We start from the raw sequence: 15,073 nt of genomic DNA on the forward strand, positions 1-15,073 counted from the left end.
TCTTATCCCCCGGTTATCGTTCAGGCAGCTTCCACGTCGGTTTGACCCAACTCGTGCAGCGACAGGGCCAGCTTGGCAATTTCCTTGCGCAGCGGATTCTTTGCCGCGCTCAACGCCAGGGGCAGGCCATGATCGGCCCCTTGCGTGACCTGCTTGCCACCATCAGGCAGCAACAGATCAATCGAGATCCCCAGGCTTTCGGCCATGCGCTTGACCCTGCTTTTGCCGCTCAGGTCGGTAAAGCCGGGGGCGCGGTTCAGCGCGAAGCGCAATTTCTGGAACGGCAAGTCTTCGGCCTGAAGCGCCCGCTTGAGGCGCAGCGCATTCTGGGCCGAGCGCATGTCCAGTTCCAGCAGGGCGAAATAGACATGCGCGCTGTTCAGAACCGCCTCGGTCCATTGCACAAGGGTGCGCGGCATGTCGATCACCACGTAATCGAACTGCTGGCGGGCGATGCCGATCATGCGGTTGATGTCTTCCGAACTGACCAGATCCATCGGCAGCATGTCCGCAGGCGAGGTCAGCACATGAAGCTTTTCCTCGAATCCGATCATGGCGGCGGCGAAGCTGTCGCTGTCCATCGACTCGGTGTCCGACAAAAGTTCGAACACGGCTTCGCGGCGGGGCAGGTCAAGGAAGGTCGAAACCGAACCGTATTGCAGGTCAAGGTCAAGAATGCAGACGCGCGGTTCGGGCTTGCCCTTCTTGGCGACGTTGCACAGTTCCCAGGCCAGGTTCACCGCGAATGTGGTGGCGCCGGTTCCGCCGGCAATGCCCTGGACGGCCAGCACGACCCCTTCGCGGTCATGGGATGACTTGCGGGCGGCGGCCTTGCTTTCGGGGGCTGCCAGCACGGCGGCCGGTTCGGGCATGCGGATACGGTCGATGGCCGAGGCCAGTTCGTTTTCCGGCAAAGGATAGGGCACGAATTCATCGGCGCCCTGGCGCAGCAACTGGTGCAGCGCTGCGGGGCTTACATCTTCGGCGATCAGGATCACGCGGATGTTGCGGCTGCGGGCATGGCGGATGATCTCGCCCAGAAGAACGAGGTTTTCCTCATCTTCCTGGTCCATGGCGATAGCGACGAATTCAAGGGCATCGGCATCGGGCTGCGACAGAAAGGCCAGCGCCTCGCCAAAGCCGAGATCGCCCCAACTTTCGCCAAGAACGGCTTCCATGTCCTCGATCAGCAGATCGAAATTCTGAACGTCGCGGCTGATCGTGCAAGCCAGGATCGGTGCCTGGTCCACGTGGGAATCTACTGTGCTACTCATTGCGCCTCTTGTCCTCTGACGTCGGGGGCCGTCGTCTGGCAAGGCAGGAGCAACGTGAACCTCTGGCGGGTTCATTCCTGTTCCGGCGTCCGACCACCCGTGCCCGGCACCTGCCGGACAAAGCTAACCCTTTGGAGGCAAGGTCGCGGAAAATCTGGGCAACATTAGGGCTAAAAGATCGTAATTGTACGGTATCATTGGACGATCAAAATGCGATTTTTACGCATTTGGGCCGGGCCTGACGCAGGGGCCAAAGCCCGGTCGCGCATCAGTGTCCGCCGCCATGAGGCGCCGTGTATGCCCTTGAAAAATATGTCGAAAAAGATAAATGCCCCATCGAAAAAGGGGATGTCCAGGCCGTGGATTGCCGCCTGGGCGGTCGGTTATTCGGACGGGCCGCTGACGATGGAGACACCGCTGAGGGTGCTGACCGGCATCGCGCTGTTCACGTATTCGCGATAAATGATCTGTGCATACTTGCCGTCCAGCTCGCCCTGACGCTTTTCGACCACGCCCGATACTTCGGTGACGGTGCGGCGATTGCGACGTTCGCGGCCCTCGGTGACGACCAGCGGCTGTGTTTCGCCAAACGATGCCACCGCTTCAAGCCGCGAGCGGCTGATCCCCTGGCTGGCCAGATAGCTGACCACGGCTTGCGCGCGGCGCATACCCAGGGATTTGTTGTAGCTGTCCGATCCGACCAGGTCGGTATGGCCGTAGACGCGGAAACGCACCTCGGGGAACTGGCGGATCCAGCGGGCCTGTTCGCGCAATGTCTCGCGTGCCCCTTCATCCAGAACCGCCGAGTTGAAGGCGAAGTTCACCATGGGCGATACTTCCTGCGAGAAGCGACGCGACATGTCGATGACGAAGTTCTGCCGATTGGTCATCGCCAGGGTGTTGTTCATGGTGGCGTTGCCGAAGCTTCCATCGTCCAGACTGGCCCCGGCTTCGCCCTGGAAGTTGCGATACAGAGGATCGGTGCTGGCGCAGGCGCTGACGCCCAGAAGCCCGATTACCGCGAGAGTCTTGTACATGTTGCCCTGCATCCGATCAGTCCATTACATATCCATAAGACCCGTTGAAGTCCTGTTTGGCAACCTCGCCAGCCGCGCCGCGCAGGGCGGGTTGACCATCGCGGGCCACACGGCCGAACAGGAACAGGTCACGCTCGCTTGGGGGGCGGATACGGTCGGTCGGAAGCGCCAGCGCATCGCCGCGTGTCGGCGTCACAAGATGCGCCGTGACGATGATGACAAGCTCGGACTGGGCGCGGCGGAAATCCGCGCTGCGGAACAGGGCCCCCAGAACCGGGATATCGCCCAGCCATGGCACCTGTCCGGCCGTATCACGGAAATCGTCCTGCAACAGGCCGGCCACCGCAAAGCTGTCGCCGTCGCGCAATTCGACCGTGGTCGATGTCTCGCGTCGCTGGAAGGCATCGACGCGGAAAGCGTTCAGTTCGATCCCGTTGTTGGGGTCCAGCGACGAGACGGCCGCCATCATCTCGAGATTGATCAGATCGCCATCGACCACGCGTGGCACGAAGTTCAGCTCGATCCCGAAAGGCTTGAATTCGATCGTGACCGTGCCGCCATCCTGCGCCACTGGCACGGGATATTCGCCGCCCGCCAGGAATTTGGCTTCCTGCCCGGACAGTGCGACCAGGTTCGGTTCGGCCAGGGTGCGTACAACACCTTTGGTTTCAAGGGCTTCCAGCAGGATGCCCACCTCGACCGCGCCGGCGCCGAAGCCCAGCAGCATCGCGCCATTGTTCGTATTCACCGCAGGAATGCTGCCCGTGATCGCGCCGGTCTGTGCGCCCAGGTTGTTCAGGGTGTTGGTGCCGCCCGAAACGCCCAGGTCATTCCCGAAGGCGCTGCCGTTCAAGGCCAGCGACGCGCTAAGCGATTTTGATACGCTGCGCTGCATCTCGGCAAAGCGCACCTTGAGCATGACCTGCTGCACACCGCCAACCGTCATCAGGTTGGAGACGCGCTCCGGCGCGTAACGCTCGGCGAGGTCCAGCGCGCGTTGCAGCTTTTGGGTGCTGGACACGGTGCCCGACAGGACGATCCCGTCATTGGCGGTGCGGACCTCGATCTTTTCGCCGGGCAGGATCTGGCCCAGACGTTCCTTGAATTCGCTGACATCGGCGGCAACGCGGACATCCACATTGGTGATCAGCTGTCCGCTGGCATCCAGAAGGGTCAGCGTGGTGATGCCCGGCGATTTGCCCAGCACGTAGATCGTGCGCTCGGACAGGGATGAGATATCGGCGATAGCGGGGTTCGCGATCGAAAGTTCCGCAAAGGGAACCTCGCTTTCGACCACGACCGCGCGGTTCATGGGCACGGCAAGATTTGCTGAACGACCTTCCTGAAGGACGCGCACTGTTTCGGCCTGTGCCTGCGGAATGACCGCAAATGGGCCATGAGCAAACGCCAGCCCCAAAAGGGCGGCCTTGATGAATCTGTCAATTTTCATGTGACCTGCCTTTCCGATCACGCCTCAAAATGCGGGTCTTTTTTCGCCCGCTTTGGACAAACCATGGGGCATTTCGATATTTATTGCAAGAATCAACAGGTTCAGTTGCCGTGTTTATGTGGATAATATGCCATAGTCGCCTCTGAACTGATTTTTCGGGGCCGGGCGACAATGCAAAAGGGACAGGTCCTTGCCGGAACCTGTCCCTTGTCTTGACCTGGTGGGGCGTCATCCCGGGGGGCGGGTGCCTGCCGTTCAGTTGGTGCAGGGTATCGCCAGTTCCACCACTTCGGCACCGCGACGCACGCGGGTCGTGCATACCTCTTCCTTGGCGATCTCGACCGGGGCCGCGATCGGGGTACTGACCAGACCCAGAAGACGCCGCTGGTCGATCTCGATGGCTTCGGCCACGGTATCGTCATTGGCACCCACAAGCGACAGCGCCAGCCGTCCCGTGGATTGCGCCTGGGCCAGCGCCGCTACCTGATCCGGGCGGGCCGCCACAGTCACGGTCCGGGCGATAAGGGCCTCGGACATGCCGCCATCGGCGCTCTGGTCCACAGCGATCAGGCGGACGTTGGTTTCGATCAGCTTGGTGATCTCGCCGCGTTCGGCGCCGCCGATGCTGTCATTCACGCTGCCGGTCCAATAGACGTCGACCCGGTCACCCGGCCGCAGGAAACCTGACACGCCAGAGGTCACATCGACCTTGATGGCGAAGGCACGCATCCCGCGCTCGATCCGTGAATTGATGCCTGCATCCTCACCCGGAAGGCTGACCTTGCTGGCCATCAGCGCTTCATCCTTCTCGATCGTGCGCAGGATGTAGCGGGGCGCGGTTGTGTTCTCGGGAAATATCTCGGCCATGCTGGCAAAGGTGCCTTCCGGAATGGCATTGGTTGGCCATTTGACCGGGCGAAGGTCTTCCTTTGTAAGAATGTCGCCGTAATTCAATGTCTTTGCCGCGACCAGAACTTCGACCGTGGGGATGATCTGGTCCTTGATGTTTTCAGCCTGGGATAGCTGCATCTGATAGGTATCGAACTGCTTTTTAGCCATCATCACGGCGAAACCGGCCAATCCGATGCCAGCAATGAGAACAAGTCCAAAAACGGCTCGCATAGTGTTTCCTTTCAGATATTCTCATGCATGTCAGTAAGTTAAGGTGTCTTGGTCCCCATACTTACGTAACAATTCGATTTTTTCTTTGACATCCATGTGTCGAAAGATGGGATTTATGGCTCGGATGCGGTCGAGATGCTTGTGGCCACGCGATCCGAAAGCAGATTGGTTTCCTCTGACACTCTGACATATCCGACCAGGGCAAGTGCCACGACGCCGGCGGTCAGAACAACCCAGTCAACCGACACTGCCCCGGAAGAGTCTTCGCGGAAACGCTTAAGAAAATTCATCATTATTGCGCCCTCTTCCTCTAATTGTTGATGACTGAAAACCGCCCTATGCAGTCTTTCGGTTCAACCTTAGCGCGTCATATTTCAAGGGGCCGCATAGCAAGCTGTGCGACCCCTTAAACATTTCTTCTAGGAGACTCGCGCCACAATATGCAAAAGCTGTGTAGATCGCTTAGGAAGCCTCGGAATTCGCAGGATTACTGACCTGCAGTACCGATTGCAGTCGCCGTCGTGCCGGTCAGGCTCATGGTGGCCGAGTCGATCGCGCCGTAGGCAGCCAGTGCCAGGCCAACGACAGCTGCGGTCAGAACGACCCAGTCAACGGTCACTGCGCCGGATTCGTCTTTGCTGAAGTTCTTGAAGAATTTTACCATTTTGTGTCCCTCCAAAGGATCAGTTGCTCATTTGCACAACCGCGCCGGTGACTGTCTGGGCTGTCTCTCTCTTGGCCCGTCTCCGTTTCGGTATGACCTGATATAGCCAGTGGATTGGGGCAACAGTTTGGCGGGAATCGAGCGTTTTTTCTTTTTTCGCGAAGTGGCCTGAAATTCATATTAAGTATCTGTTAAGTAATGCGAAAAAATTTTGCCTGGTCCTTTCTGGCGCGTGTTTCGGGCGTGGATTACGGCAAGCAGGATGGGCATTTCGGACCCTGCGGGCCTCGATTCGCATTAATCACTGGTTTCAGAGCGTGATTTCTGCGATGTTGGTGCTCATAAGATCGAGCAACCGACGACGATATAGGCAGGCATTTCCGCGATGTGGCGGTTCATCCAAGTGGAACGTGGGTTTGACCTGCGCAGATTCGCCTGCGGGGGCAACCCGTTTGCGCTGTGCTTGGCGCTGTCGCTTCAGATGCTGCCCGCAGCGGCCTTGACCGGCCTTGGCGTTTTGAATGCGGCGGCACCGGCTGCCGCGCAGGATACGCCGGCCTTTCCCGATTTCACCTTCAAGCGCGTGCGCCCACCCGAAGCGGGCAGCACGGCTCCGCGGATTACCGTGCAGATCGCGCCGCAACCCGTGGCCGTGGCCCGCCCCGCCGCGCCCAAGACGCCGGACGCGGCTGCACCCGATGCGGTGCCGGGCCGCTATGGCTGGTTCTGGCAGGCGGTCTCGCCGCTGCTGGAAGATGGCGGTCCGGGGCGGCTGGAGCCCGCGCTGATCCAGATTGCCAATGCAAGGGATGGTCAGCAGATCGCGGCGCCGCGCCTCAGCGATCTGCTGGGGATCGCGCGCGCGCATCAGCCCGCGCTGCTGCTCAATACCGTCGGCACGCGGGTCTCACCCGCCCTGGCGCTGGCGGTGATCGCGGTCGAGTCGTCCGGGCGCGCGAATGCTGTCAGTTCCGCAGGCGCGGTGGGCCTGATGCAGCTGATACCGGCCACGGCAGATCGGTTCGGCGTGGCCGACAGCTTGAATGCGGGTCAGAACATCAAGGGGGGCGTGGCCTATCTTGACTGGCTGCTGGCTGAGTTTGACGGTGATCCGATCCTGGCGCTGGCCGGCTACAATGCGGGCGAGAACGCAGTCAAACGTCACGGGGGCGTTCCCCCCTTTGCCGAGACACGCGATTACGTGCCCAAGGTGCTGGCGGCTTTCGCCGTGGCGCGCAATCTGTGCAAGACGCCGCCGCAGCTGATCTCGGACGGGTGCGTGTTCAACCTCGGCGAGGGCTGACACCTTCGTGGCCTGTGGCTTGTGGACCCGTGGCGCATGGATATTTGATGCAAGAAGAAACGCAAAAGGCCCGCGCTTGATGGCGCAGGCCCTATGTTGTGCCACATCCGCGCGTCAGGCGACGATGGTGGCCAGGGTCGCGGCGCGCAGCTCTGCTTCGGTCACGCCATCGGCGGTCTCGACGATTCTGAGGCCACCCTCGACCACGTCCAGCACGCCCAGGTTGGTGATGATGCGGTCCACCACGGCCTTGCCGGTCAGCGGCAGGGTGCAGGCGGGCAGCACCTTGCTTTCGCCGGCCTTGTTGGTGTGATCCATCACGACAACCACGCGGCCCACGCCCGCGACCAGGTCCATCGCGCCGCCCATGCCCTTGACCAGCTTGCCGGGGATCATCCAGTTCGCCAGGTCACCCGTCTCGGATACTTCCATCGCGCCCAGGATCGCCATGGCGATCTTGCCGCCACGGATCATCCCGAAGGACATGGCGCTGTCGAAATAGGCGGTCTGCGGCAGTTCGGTGATCGTCTGCTTGCCCGCGTTGATCAGATCGGGGTCTTCCTCGCCCTCAAGCGGGAAGGGGCCCATGCCCAGCATCCCGTTTTCCGATTGCAGCGTCACTTCCACGCCCGCGGGGATGTAGTTGCTGACCAGCGTCGGGATCCCGATCCCGAGGTTCACGTACCAGCCGTCCTGCAGTTCCTGTGCCGCGCGCGCGGCCATCTGGTTGCGATCCCAAGGCATTATGCGGTCTCCCGTTTCTGAACCGTGCGCTGTTCGATGCGTTTCTCGTGCTGCCCCTGGATGATGCGGTGCACATAGATGCCGGGCAGGTGGATGTGATCGGGATCCAGGCTGCCGGTCGGCACGATCTCTTCGACCTCGACAACGCAGACCTTGCCGCACATGGCCGCCGGCGGGTTGAAGTTGCGCGCGGTCTTGCGGAACACCAGGTTGCCGGTGGCATCGGCCTTCCAGGCCTTGACGATGGCCAGGTCGGCAAAGATCCCGCGTTCCAGGATATATGTCTGGCCGTCGAACTCCTTGTGCTCCTTGCCCTCGGCGATCACGGTGCCCACGCCGGTCCTGGTGTAGAAGCCGGGGATGCCCGCGCCGCCGGCGCGCATGCGCTCGGCCAGGGTGCCCTGGGGGTTGAATTCCAGCTCCAGCTCGCCCGACAGGTACTGGCGCATGAATTCCGCGTTCTCGCCCACATAGGACGAGATCATCTTCTTCACCTGCCTGGTCTGCAACAGGATGCCGATGCCGAAATCATCCACGCCCGCATTGTTCGAGGCAAAGGTCAGATCCTTCGTGCCCGCGTCCTTGATCGCCTGCAAAAGCAGCTCGGGGATGCCGCACAGGCCAAAGCCGCCAGACGCGATGAACATGCCGTCAAACAGCAGCCCATCCAGCGCCTCCGCGGCCGAATTGTAGACTTTCTTCATTGATCTCTCCTCGCATCAGCGTCGCGGCCTTGTTTGCCGCCGGTGATGGCAAGAGTCAATCAAATGCCGCGGCGCAGAGGGCGCGGGCCTGCCGGGTCAGGTGCCCGTCTTCTTGGCCGGCGCCTTCTTTGCAGCCGGTTTCGCGGCAGGCTTCTTGGCCGCTGTTTTCTTGGCGGCGGGCTTCTTGGCGGTTGCGGCCTTGGGTTTGGCGGCGGGCTTTTTCGCGGCACCCTTCTTGCTGCCGGATTTCGCGGCCTTTTCGGCGATCAGCGCCACGGCCTGATCCATGCTCAGCGTGGCGGCGTCGGTGTCCTTGGGCAGGGTCGCGTTGATCTTGCCCCATTTGACATAAGGCCCGTAGCGGCCATCCAGCACCTGCACTGGCCCCCCTTCGGTGGGGTGTTCGCCCAGTTCGGCCAGCGGCTTGGCGGCGGCGCGGCCTGCGCCCGGCGTGCGGGCGGCCTTGGCGGCCAGTTCTTCTACCGCGCGGTTCATGCCGATGGTGAAGACGTCATCCACCTCCTTGATATTGGCATAGACCGATCCGTGCTTGATATAGGGACCATAGCGGCCGATCCCGGCTTCGACGGTCACGCCATCCTCGGGGTGGGGCCCGATCTCGCGCGGCAGGTTCAGCAGCATCAGCGCCTTGTCCAGATTCATGTCATCGGGCGACCAGCCCTTGGGCAGGCTGGCGCGCGGCGGTTTCTTGTTCTCGGGCGTCGCCTCGCCGCGCTGCACGTAGGGGCCGAAGCGACCGGACCGCAGGCTGATCTCGTCGCCCTGGTCGACACCCAGGATGCGGTCGCCCTGCGCTTCGGGATCGCCATTCAGAGGGCGGGTGTAGCGGCATTCGGGATAGTTTCCACATCCCACGAAACCGCCGGTGCGCGAGGTCTTCAGATGCAGCTGGCCTGTGCCGCACAGCGGGCAGGAGCGCGGGTCGGACCCGTCTTCGCGCGGCGGATAAAGCTGGGGGGCCAGGGCCTCGTCGAGCACGTCGAGCACTTCGGTGATACGCAGTTCGGATGTTTCGGCGATGGCGGCGGAGAAGTCGCGCCAGAAGCGGGCCAGCACATCCTTGTAATCCAGATCGCCGGCGCTGACCTCGTCCAGCTGGTTTTCAAGGTCTGCGGTAAAATCGTATTCCACGTATTTGCGGAAGAAATTCATCAAGAAGACGGTGACGATCCGGCCCTTGTCCTCGGGGAACAGGCGGTTCTTGTCCTTGCGGACATATTCACGGTCCTGGATCGTGGTGATCACGCTGGCATAGGTCGAGGGGCGGCCGATCCCCAGCTCTTCCATCCGCTTGACCAGGGTCGCCTCGGTATAGCGGGGCGGGGCTTGGGTGAAATGCTGCTCGGGGGTCACGCCGCGCTTGTCGGTCTTTTCGCCCTGCATGATCTGGGGCAGGCGGCGTTCATCCTCGGCGGCGTCATCGTCACGGCCTTCCTCGTAGACCTTGAGAAAACCGTCGAACAGCACCACCTGACCGGTGGCGCGCAGTTCGACCTGGCCGTCCTTGCTGCCGATGTCGACGGTCGTGCGCTCGAAGCGGGCGGCCTCCATCTGGCAGGCGATGGTGCGTTTCCAGATCAGATCGTAAAGCTTGCGCTGGTCGGCCTCGGAAATCCGCAGGCTTTCGGCATCGCGCGACATGTCGGTGGGGCGGATGCATTCATGCGCTTCCTGCGCGTTCTTGGCCTTGTTCTTGTACATGCGCGGGCTGGCGGGCACATATTCGGCGCCGTAACGGTCCTTGATCGCGTCGCGCGTGGCCATCACCGCCTCGGGCGCCATGTCGATGCCGTCGGTCCGCATGTAGGTGATGTGCCCGGCCTCATAGAGGCGCTGCGCGGCGTTCATGCATTGGCGCGCGCCCATGCCGTATTTGCGGCTGGCCTCCTGCTGGAGGGTCGAGGTCATGAAAGGGGCGGAAGGGTTGCGCGAGGCCGGTTTCGCCTCGACCGAGGTCACGCTCAGATCGCGCGAGGTGACGGCCTGCACGGCCATTTCGGCCTGGGTCGCGTTTTCAAGATCGTAACGGTCCAGCTTCTTGCCGGCCAACTGGGTCAGCCTGGCGTCGAATTCCTGGCCGCGGGGCGTGACCAGGCGGGCAGTGACCGACCAGTATTCGCGGGCGCGAAACGCCTCGATCTCCATCTCGCGCTCGACGATCAGGCGCAGACAGACCGATTGCACCCGACCGGCGCTGCGTGCCCCCGGCAGCTTGCGCCAGAGCACGGGCGACAGGTTGAACCCGACGAGGTAATCCAGCGCGCGGCGGGCCAGATAAGCCTCGACCAGCGGGGCATCGACCTGGCGGGGATGCTGCATCGCCTCGGTCACGGCGGCCTTGGTGATGGCGTTGAACACAACCCGGCTGACGGGGGTGTCTTTCTTGATGGCCTTGCGCTGGCGCAGGGTTTCTTCCAGATGCCAGCTGATCGCCTCGCCCTCGCGGTCGGGGTCGGTCGCCAGGATCAGGGCGTTGTCCTTGGCCAGCGCATCGGCGATGGCTTTCACATGCTTGCGGCTGTCCGCGCCCACTTCCCAGGTCATGTCGAACCCGTGTTCCGTATCGACCGAGCCATCCTTGGCGGGCAGGTCGCGCACATGGCCGTAAGAGGCCAGAACCGTGTAGTCGGATCCCAGATACTTGTTGATTGTCTTGGCCTTGGCCGGGGATTCCACAACGACGACGGGCATCACACTTCCTTTCGACTCGGACACTGATCAGTGCCGGTGCACCATGGCGGGGGACCATGTGGGGTGAAAGGGGGCTTTGTCAATGCGGGGAAAATCCGGCGTGGGCGCGCAGCCGACGCGCGGCTGCGCGCCCGCGTCACGTGCTTTGCGACAGGCTGCAAGCCGCCCGGGACCTTGCGGCCAGGGCTACGTTGCCCGTGCCAGCAAGCCGCCGGGCTGGCGCAGGATCCGCCCTTCAAGCTCCAGCGTCAGAAGGGCCGGGGCAACCTGATGCGCGGGGCTGTCCAGATCACGGATCAGCTGATCTTCGGCCAGGGGTGAAGGACCCAGGCGGGCCAGGATCTGCCCGTGCAATGCGGCGGTTTCGCGCAATGTCCGGCGCGCGGGCTGGGGGCTGTCCGGTGTGGGGGCCGGTGCGGGGGGCAGTGCGGTGGCCGGGGCCGAGGCAGGGAGAGGGGCGGGCTTGACGGCCGATGTGTGGCGCGCTGTGCCGGCGGCGGGCACCTGGCCCAGCCCTTCGATCACATCGGATGCGTTACGCACCAGCCTTGCCCCGTCGCGGATCAGCATGTTGCACCCTGACGAGCGCGCATCGAACGGATGACCGGGCACGGCCATCACCTCGCGTCCCTGGTCCAGGGCGCAGCGGGCGGTGATCAGGCTGCCCGATTTCGCGGCCGCCTCGATCACCACCACCGCCTGGGCCAGACCCGAGATGATGCGGTTGCGGCGCGGAAAATGTCGGGCCTGGGGGATCAGCCCCATGGGCTGTTCGGACAGGCGCAGCCCTGTTGCCGCGATGTCATGGGCAAGCCCGGCGTTTTCGGCGGGATAAAGCACATCCACGCCACCGGCCTGCACGGCCAGGGTGCCGCTGTCCAGGGTTGCGGCATGGGCGGCGGTGTCGATGCCGCGCGCCAGCCCGGAGACGATGACAAACCCGGCTTCGGCCAGGTCGCGCGCCAGGCTGCGGGCCATGCGCGTCCCCAGCGACGAGGCATTGCGCGCGCCCACGAGCGCCAGCATCGGGCGGGCAAGGATCGCGGGATCCCCCATCGCCCAGAGGATCGGTGGCGCGTCGGTGATCTGGGCAAGTAGCGCGGGATAGAGCGGATCGCCCGCGCAGATCATCCGCGCGCCTGCCGCCCGTGCCGCGCGCAGTTCTGCCTGCGCCACGCCGACGGGGCAGGGGCGATAGTCATCGATACCCGCAGCGCGGGCGACATCGGGCAGGGCGCCAAGGGCGGCGGTGGCATTGCCATGTTCGTTCATCAGCCGGAAAAAGGTGGCCGGTCCGACACGGGAGGAGCGCAAGAGACGAAGCCATGACACCCGGTCATCTTCCGTGGTGGGTGGGAGTGGGGGGTGAGTGGAAGAGGTGGGTTCCCAGGTCATCACGACTCCGTCTGCTTGCAGAATCAGGTTTAGACGATGGGTGGTTAATGGCCGGTAAACCAAACAAAGAAACGGCCCACCCGAAGGCAGGCCGTGCTGATGAGTATTTGTGGAAAGATGAAGCGAAGGGTCAGGTGGCCGATCCGCCCACGGTCAATCCGCCGATCATCAGTGTCGGCTGGCCCACGCCCACGGGCACCCATTGGCCCGCCTTGCCGCAATTGCCCATGCCGGGATCCAGCGCCATGTCATTGCCGATCCCGCGGATCTTCTTCAACGCGGTGGCCCCGTCGCCGATCAGCGTGGCGCCCTTGACCGGGGCGCCGATCTTGCCGTTCTGCACGCGGTAGGCTTCGGTGCAGCTGAAGACGAACTTGCCGTTGGTGATGTCGACCTGTCCGCCGCCGAAGCCCACGGCGTAGATACCGTCCTTGAGATCCGCCACGATATCGGCGGGATCGGTGTCGCCGCCCAGCATGTAGGTGTTGGTCATGCGCGGCATCGGCGCATGGGCATAGCTTTCGCGCCGCCCGTTGCCGGTAGGCGCCACGCCCATCAGCCGCGCGTTCTGCCGGTCCTGCATGTAGCCCACCAGAATGCCATCCTCGATCAGCACGGTCTTGCCCGACGGCGTGCCCTCGTCGTCGATGCTGATGGAGCCGCGGCGGTCGGGGATCGTGCCATCGTCCAGCACTGTCACGCCGGGCGCGGCAATCTGCTGGCCCATCAGCCCGGCAAAGGCGGATGTGCCCTTGCGGTTGAAATCGCCCTCCAGCCCGTGCCCGATCGCCTCGTGCAGCAGGATGCCGGGCCAGCCCGGCCCCAGAACCACATCCATCACGCCTGCCGGAGCCGGGACGGCCTGAAGGTTCACGGCGGCGATGCGCAGCGCCTCGCGGGTCTTGGCCTGCCAGTCCTCGGGATCCAGAAGCCCGTCCAGTCCCACCCGCCCGCCGCCGCCGGCAGTGCCGCCTTCGCGCCGCCCGTCCTGATCGAGGATCACGCTGACGTTGACCCGGGTCATGGGGCGCACGTCGCGCAGATGCACCCCGTCGGGGCGCAGGATCTCGATCTCCTGGATCGAGGCGGCGATGGTCGCGCTGACCTGCACCACGCGCGGATCCAGCGCGCGGGCGAAGGCGTCGATCTCGCGCAGCGTGTCCAGCTTGACGGGAAAGCTGACGCCGGCGATCGGATCGGCATCGGTGTAGAGGCGGCGATTGGTGGCGCGCGGCGCCTCGGCCCAGGTGCCGCCGCCATCGCCCACGGCCAGGCGCGCGGTGCCGGTGGCGCGACGCAGGGCCGCCTCGGAGATTTCCGAGGAATGGGCATAGCCCGTCACATCGCCGCGCACGGCGCGTAGCCCGAAGCCTTCTGATGCGTCGTAGCTGGCGGTTTTCACGCGACCGTCGTCGAAGACGAGTGCCTCGGAGCGGCGACGTTCGAAAAACAGTTCCCCGTCATCGGCGCCCGCGGTGGCCTCGCGCAGCAGCGAAACTGCGGTTTCGGGGGAGATTCTGTCTTCGAGTGGGCGGAAATCCGTATCGGACATGAAGGTGCTTTCTGTGTCTTTCGCAGCGCGTTCGTTTGATCTAAATCAGTTTCGCGTCCGTTTGCCGCAATGGTCGTTGTTGTTTTGTCTGTCAGAATATGGTTTCACGCCTCGACAAAACAACGGGATTCTATGGCATACACCACGGATAACCGTATCAAGACCCAGAAACACCTCAACCGATCAGGGTGACATATGCGACGACTCACAAGCCTGCTGGCGCTTTTCCCCGCCTTTCTTGCCAATCCTGCCGCCGCGCAGGAGGCCTTGCCGATCATTGGCAAGCCACATCCGGGTGGCATTGGCTTCCAGCCGGCCGCAACAGAACTGGCGCGCGATCTTCAGTGGCTGGACGGCATGATGCTGGTGATCATCACCGCGATCACCATTTTCGTCTGTGTGCTGCTGGCCATCGTGATCCTGCGCTACAACCGCAAGGCCAACCCGGTGCCCAAGACCTTCACCCACAACACGCCGGTCGAGATCGCGTGGACGGTGGTGCCGGTCGTGATCCTGATCTTCATCGGCGCCTTCTCGCTGCCGGTGCTGTTCAAGCAGCAGGAAATCCCTGTTGGCGACATCAACATCAAGGTGACCGGCTACCAGTGGTACTGGGGCTATGAGTATACCGACCATGATTTCGGGTTCGAAAGCTTCATGCTGAGCCGCGATCAGCTGGAAGAGCATGGCTACAGCCAGGACGAATACCTGCTGGCCACCGATACTGCCGTTGTCGTGCCCGTGGGCAAGACCGTGGTGATGCAGGTCACCGGCGGCGACGTGATCCACAGCTGGACGATTCCCGCCTTTGGCGTGAAACAGGATGGTGTGCCCGGTCGTCTGGCGCAGCTCTGGTTCTCGGCTGAAAAGGAAGGCGTCTATTTCGGCCAGTGCTCGGAACTGTGCGGCAAGGACCACGCCTATATGCCGATCACCGTCAAGGTGGTCAGCCAGGAAGCCTATGAAGCCTGGCTTGATGGCGCGATCCAGGAATATGCCGGCACGCCGCGCACCCTGACCCTGGCCGCGGCCGACTGATCACGCAAGCCTGGAGGCGGGCGCAACGCCCGCCTTCGCGGCGCACAGGGCGGAGCGATCCGGCCCGCTGCATCATCC

13 protein-coding genes are annotated in these 15,073 nt (G+C 63.1%); 2 read left to right on the forward strand and 11 right to left on the reverse strand.

Annotated features, from left to right (window positions below):
- Positions 1-20: 20 nt before the first annotated feature.
- The 6 genes from ACFQ3C_RS01275 to ACFQ3C_RS01300 form a co-directional block, all read right to left on the reverse strand.
- Positions 21-1,274, reverse strand: a complete 1,254-nt coding sequence (locus ACFQ3C_RS01275) for an AAA family ATPase (protein WP_380788442.1) — start codon at positions 1,272-1,274, stop codon at positions 21-23.
- 383 nt (positions 1,275-1,657) lie between these two features.
- A complete protein-coding gene (locus ACFQ3C_RS01280; protein ID WP_380788444.1) occupies positions 1,658-2,311 on the reverse strand; it encodes an OmpA family protein in 654 nt (217 codons plus the stop codon).
- A gap of 16 nt (positions 2,312-2,327) precedes the next feature.
- Positions 2,328-3,761, reverse strand: coding sequence for a type II and III secretion system protein family protein (locus ACFQ3C_RS01285; RefSeq protein ID WP_380788446.1), 1,434 nt, complete (start codon positions 3,759-3,761; stop codon positions 2,328-2,330).
- A 255-nt stretch (positions 3,762-4,016) separates the two neighbouring features.
- Positions 4,017-4,883 carry a Flp pilus assembly protein CpaB gene (cpaB, locus tag ACFQ3C_RS01290; protein WP_380788448.1) on the reverse strand — a complete coding sequence of 289 codons (867 nt, stop codon included), beginning with the start codon at positions 4,881-4,883 and terminating at the stop codon, positions 4,017-4,019.
- A 113-nt stretch (positions 4,884-4,996) separates the two neighbouring features.
- The gene (locus ACFQ3C_RS01295; protein WP_380788450.1) at positions 4,997-5,176 is read right to left on the reverse strand and encodes a Flp family type IVb pilin; all 180 of its coding nucleotides are present in this window, start codon (positions 5,174-5,176) and stop codon (positions 4,997-4,999) included.
- A gap of 194 nt (positions 5,177-5,370) precedes the next feature.
- Entirely contained in the window at positions 5,371-5,547 is a 177-nt protein-coding gene (locus ACFQ3C_RS01300) for a hypothetical protein (protein WP_380788452.1), read from the reverse strand.
- 481 nt (positions 5,548-6,028) lie between these two features.
- Between ACFQ3C_RS01300 and ACFQ3C_RS01305 the strand changes: the two genes are divergently transcribed.
- The gene (locus ACFQ3C_RS01305; RefSeq protein ID WP_380789102.1) at positions 6,029-6,850 is read left to right on the forward strand and encodes a lytic transglycosylase domain-containing protein; all 822 of its coding nucleotides are present in this window, start codon (positions 6,029-6,031) and stop codon (positions 6,848-6,850) included.
- Between the two features lie 114 nt (positions 6,851-6,964).
- Here the strand turns inward: ACFQ3C_RS01305 and ACFQ3C_RS01310 are convergent, their stop codons facing one another.
- The 5 genes from ACFQ3C_RS01310 to tldD all read right to left on the reverse strand — a co-directional run bounded on the left by ACFQ3C_RS01310 (position 6,965) and on the right by tldD (position 13,957).
- Positions 6,965-7,594: a 3-oxoacid CoA-transferase subunit B gene (locus ACFQ3C_RS01310; RefSeq protein ID WP_380788454.1), complete on the reverse strand. Its 630-nt coding sequence runs from the start codon at positions 7,592-7,594 to the stop codon at positions 6,965-6,967.
- Entirely contained in the window at positions 7,594-8,298 is a 705-nt protein-coding gene (locus ACFQ3C_RS01315) for a CoA transferase subunit A (protein ID WP_380788456.1), read from the reverse strand. Before ACFQ3C_RS01315 ends, ACFQ3C_RS01310 begins: the two co-directional genes overlap by 1 nt.
- A gap of 96 nt (positions 8,299-8,394) precedes the next feature.
- Positions 8,395-11,010, reverse strand: coding sequence for a type I DNA topoisomerase (topA, locus tag ACFQ3C_RS01320; RefSeq protein ID WP_380788458.1), 2,616 nt, complete (start codon positions 11,008-11,010; stop codon positions 8,395-8,397).
- A gap of 186 nt (positions 11,011-11,196) precedes the next feature.
- Complete coding sequence (gene dprA / locus ACFQ3C_RS01325; RefSeq protein ID WP_380788460.1) at positions 11,197-12,405, reverse strand: DNA-processing protein DprA; 1,209 nt, start codon at positions 12,403-12,405, stop codon at positions 11,197-11,199.
- Between the two features lie 130 nt (positions 12,406-12,535).
- The gene (tldD, locus tag ACFQ3C_RS01330) at positions 12,536-13,957 is read right to left on the reverse strand and encodes a metalloprotease TldD (protein ID WP_380788462.1); all 1,422 of its coding nucleotides are present in this window, start codon (positions 13,955-13,957) and stop codon (positions 12,536-12,538) included.
- A gap of 195 nt (positions 13,958-14,152) precedes the next feature.
- On the opposite strand from tldD, the gene coxB reads away from it, so the two are divergent.
- Positions 14,153-14,995 carry a cytochrome c oxidase subunit II gene (gene coxB / locus ACFQ3C_RS01335; RefSeq protein ID WP_380788464.1) on the forward strand — a complete coding sequence of 281 codons (843 nt, stop codon included), beginning with the start codon at positions 14,153-14,155 and terminating at the stop codon, positions 14,993-14,995.
- Positions 14,996-15,073: the final 78 nt, after the last annotated feature.

The organism is Seohaeicola saemankumensis, assembly GCF_042678485.1.
GTDB lineage: Bacteria > Pseudomonadota > Alphaproteobacteria > Rhodobacterales > Rhodobacteraceae > Seohaeicola > Seohaeicola saemankumensis.

Excerpts from the sequence above, each read along its gene's own strand:
- ACFQ3C_RS01295 (WP_380788450.1), bottom strand. The coding sequence starts at position 5,176 with ATGATGAATTTTCTTAAGCGTTTCCGCGAAGACTCTTCCGGGGCAGTG.
- topA (WP_380788458.1), bottom strand. The coding sequence starts at position 11,010 with ATGCCCGTCGTCGTTGTGGAATCCCCGGCCAAGGCCAAGACAATCAAC.
- ACFQ3C_RS01275 (WP_380788442.1), bottom strand. The coding sequence starts at position 1,274 with ATGAGTAGCACAGTAGATTCCCACGTGGACCAGGCACCGATCCTGGCT.
- tldD (WP_380788462.1), bottom strand. The coding sequence starts at position 13,957 with ATGTCCGATACGGATTTCCGCCCACTCGAAGACAGAATCTCCCCCGAA.
- ACFQ3C_RS01310 (WP_380788454.1), bottom strand. The coding sequence starts at position 7,594 with ATGCCTTGGGATCGCAACCAGATGGCCGCGCGCGCGGCACAGGAACTG.
- ACFQ3C_RS01300 (WP_380788452.1), bottom strand. The coding sequence starts at position 5,547 with ATGGTAAAATTCTTCAAGAACTTCAGCAAAGACGAATCCGGCGCAGTG.
- ACFQ3C_RS01285 (WP_380788446.1), bottom strand. The coding sequence starts at position 3,761 with ATGAAAATTGACAGATTCATCAAGGCCGCCCTTTTGGGGCTGGCGTTT.
- ACFQ3C_RS01315 (WP_380788456.1), bottom strand. The coding sequence starts at position 8,298 with ATGAAGAAAGTCTACAATTCGGCCGCGGAGGCGCTGGATGGGCTGCTG.
- dprA (WP_380788460.1), bottom strand. The coding sequence starts at position 12,405 with ATGACCTGGGAACCCACCTCTTCCACTCACCCCCCACTCCCACCCACC.
- cpaB (WP_380788448.1), bottom strand. The coding sequence starts at position 4,883 with ATGCGAGCCGTTTTTGGACTTGTTCTCATTGCTGGCATCGGATTGGCC.
- coxB (WP_380788464.1), top strand. The coding sequence starts at position 14,153 with ATGCGACGACTCACAAGCCTGCTGGCGCTTTTCCCCGCCTTTCTTGCC.
- ACFQ3C_RS01280 (WP_380788444.1), bottom strand. The coding sequence starts at position 2,311 with ATGTACAAGACTCTCGCGGTAATCGGGCTTCTGGGCGTCAGCGCCTGC.
- ACFQ3C_RS01305 (WP_380789102.1), top strand. The coding sequence starts at position 6,029 with ATGCTGCCCGCAGCGGCCTTGACCGGCCTTGGCGTTTTGAATGCGGCG.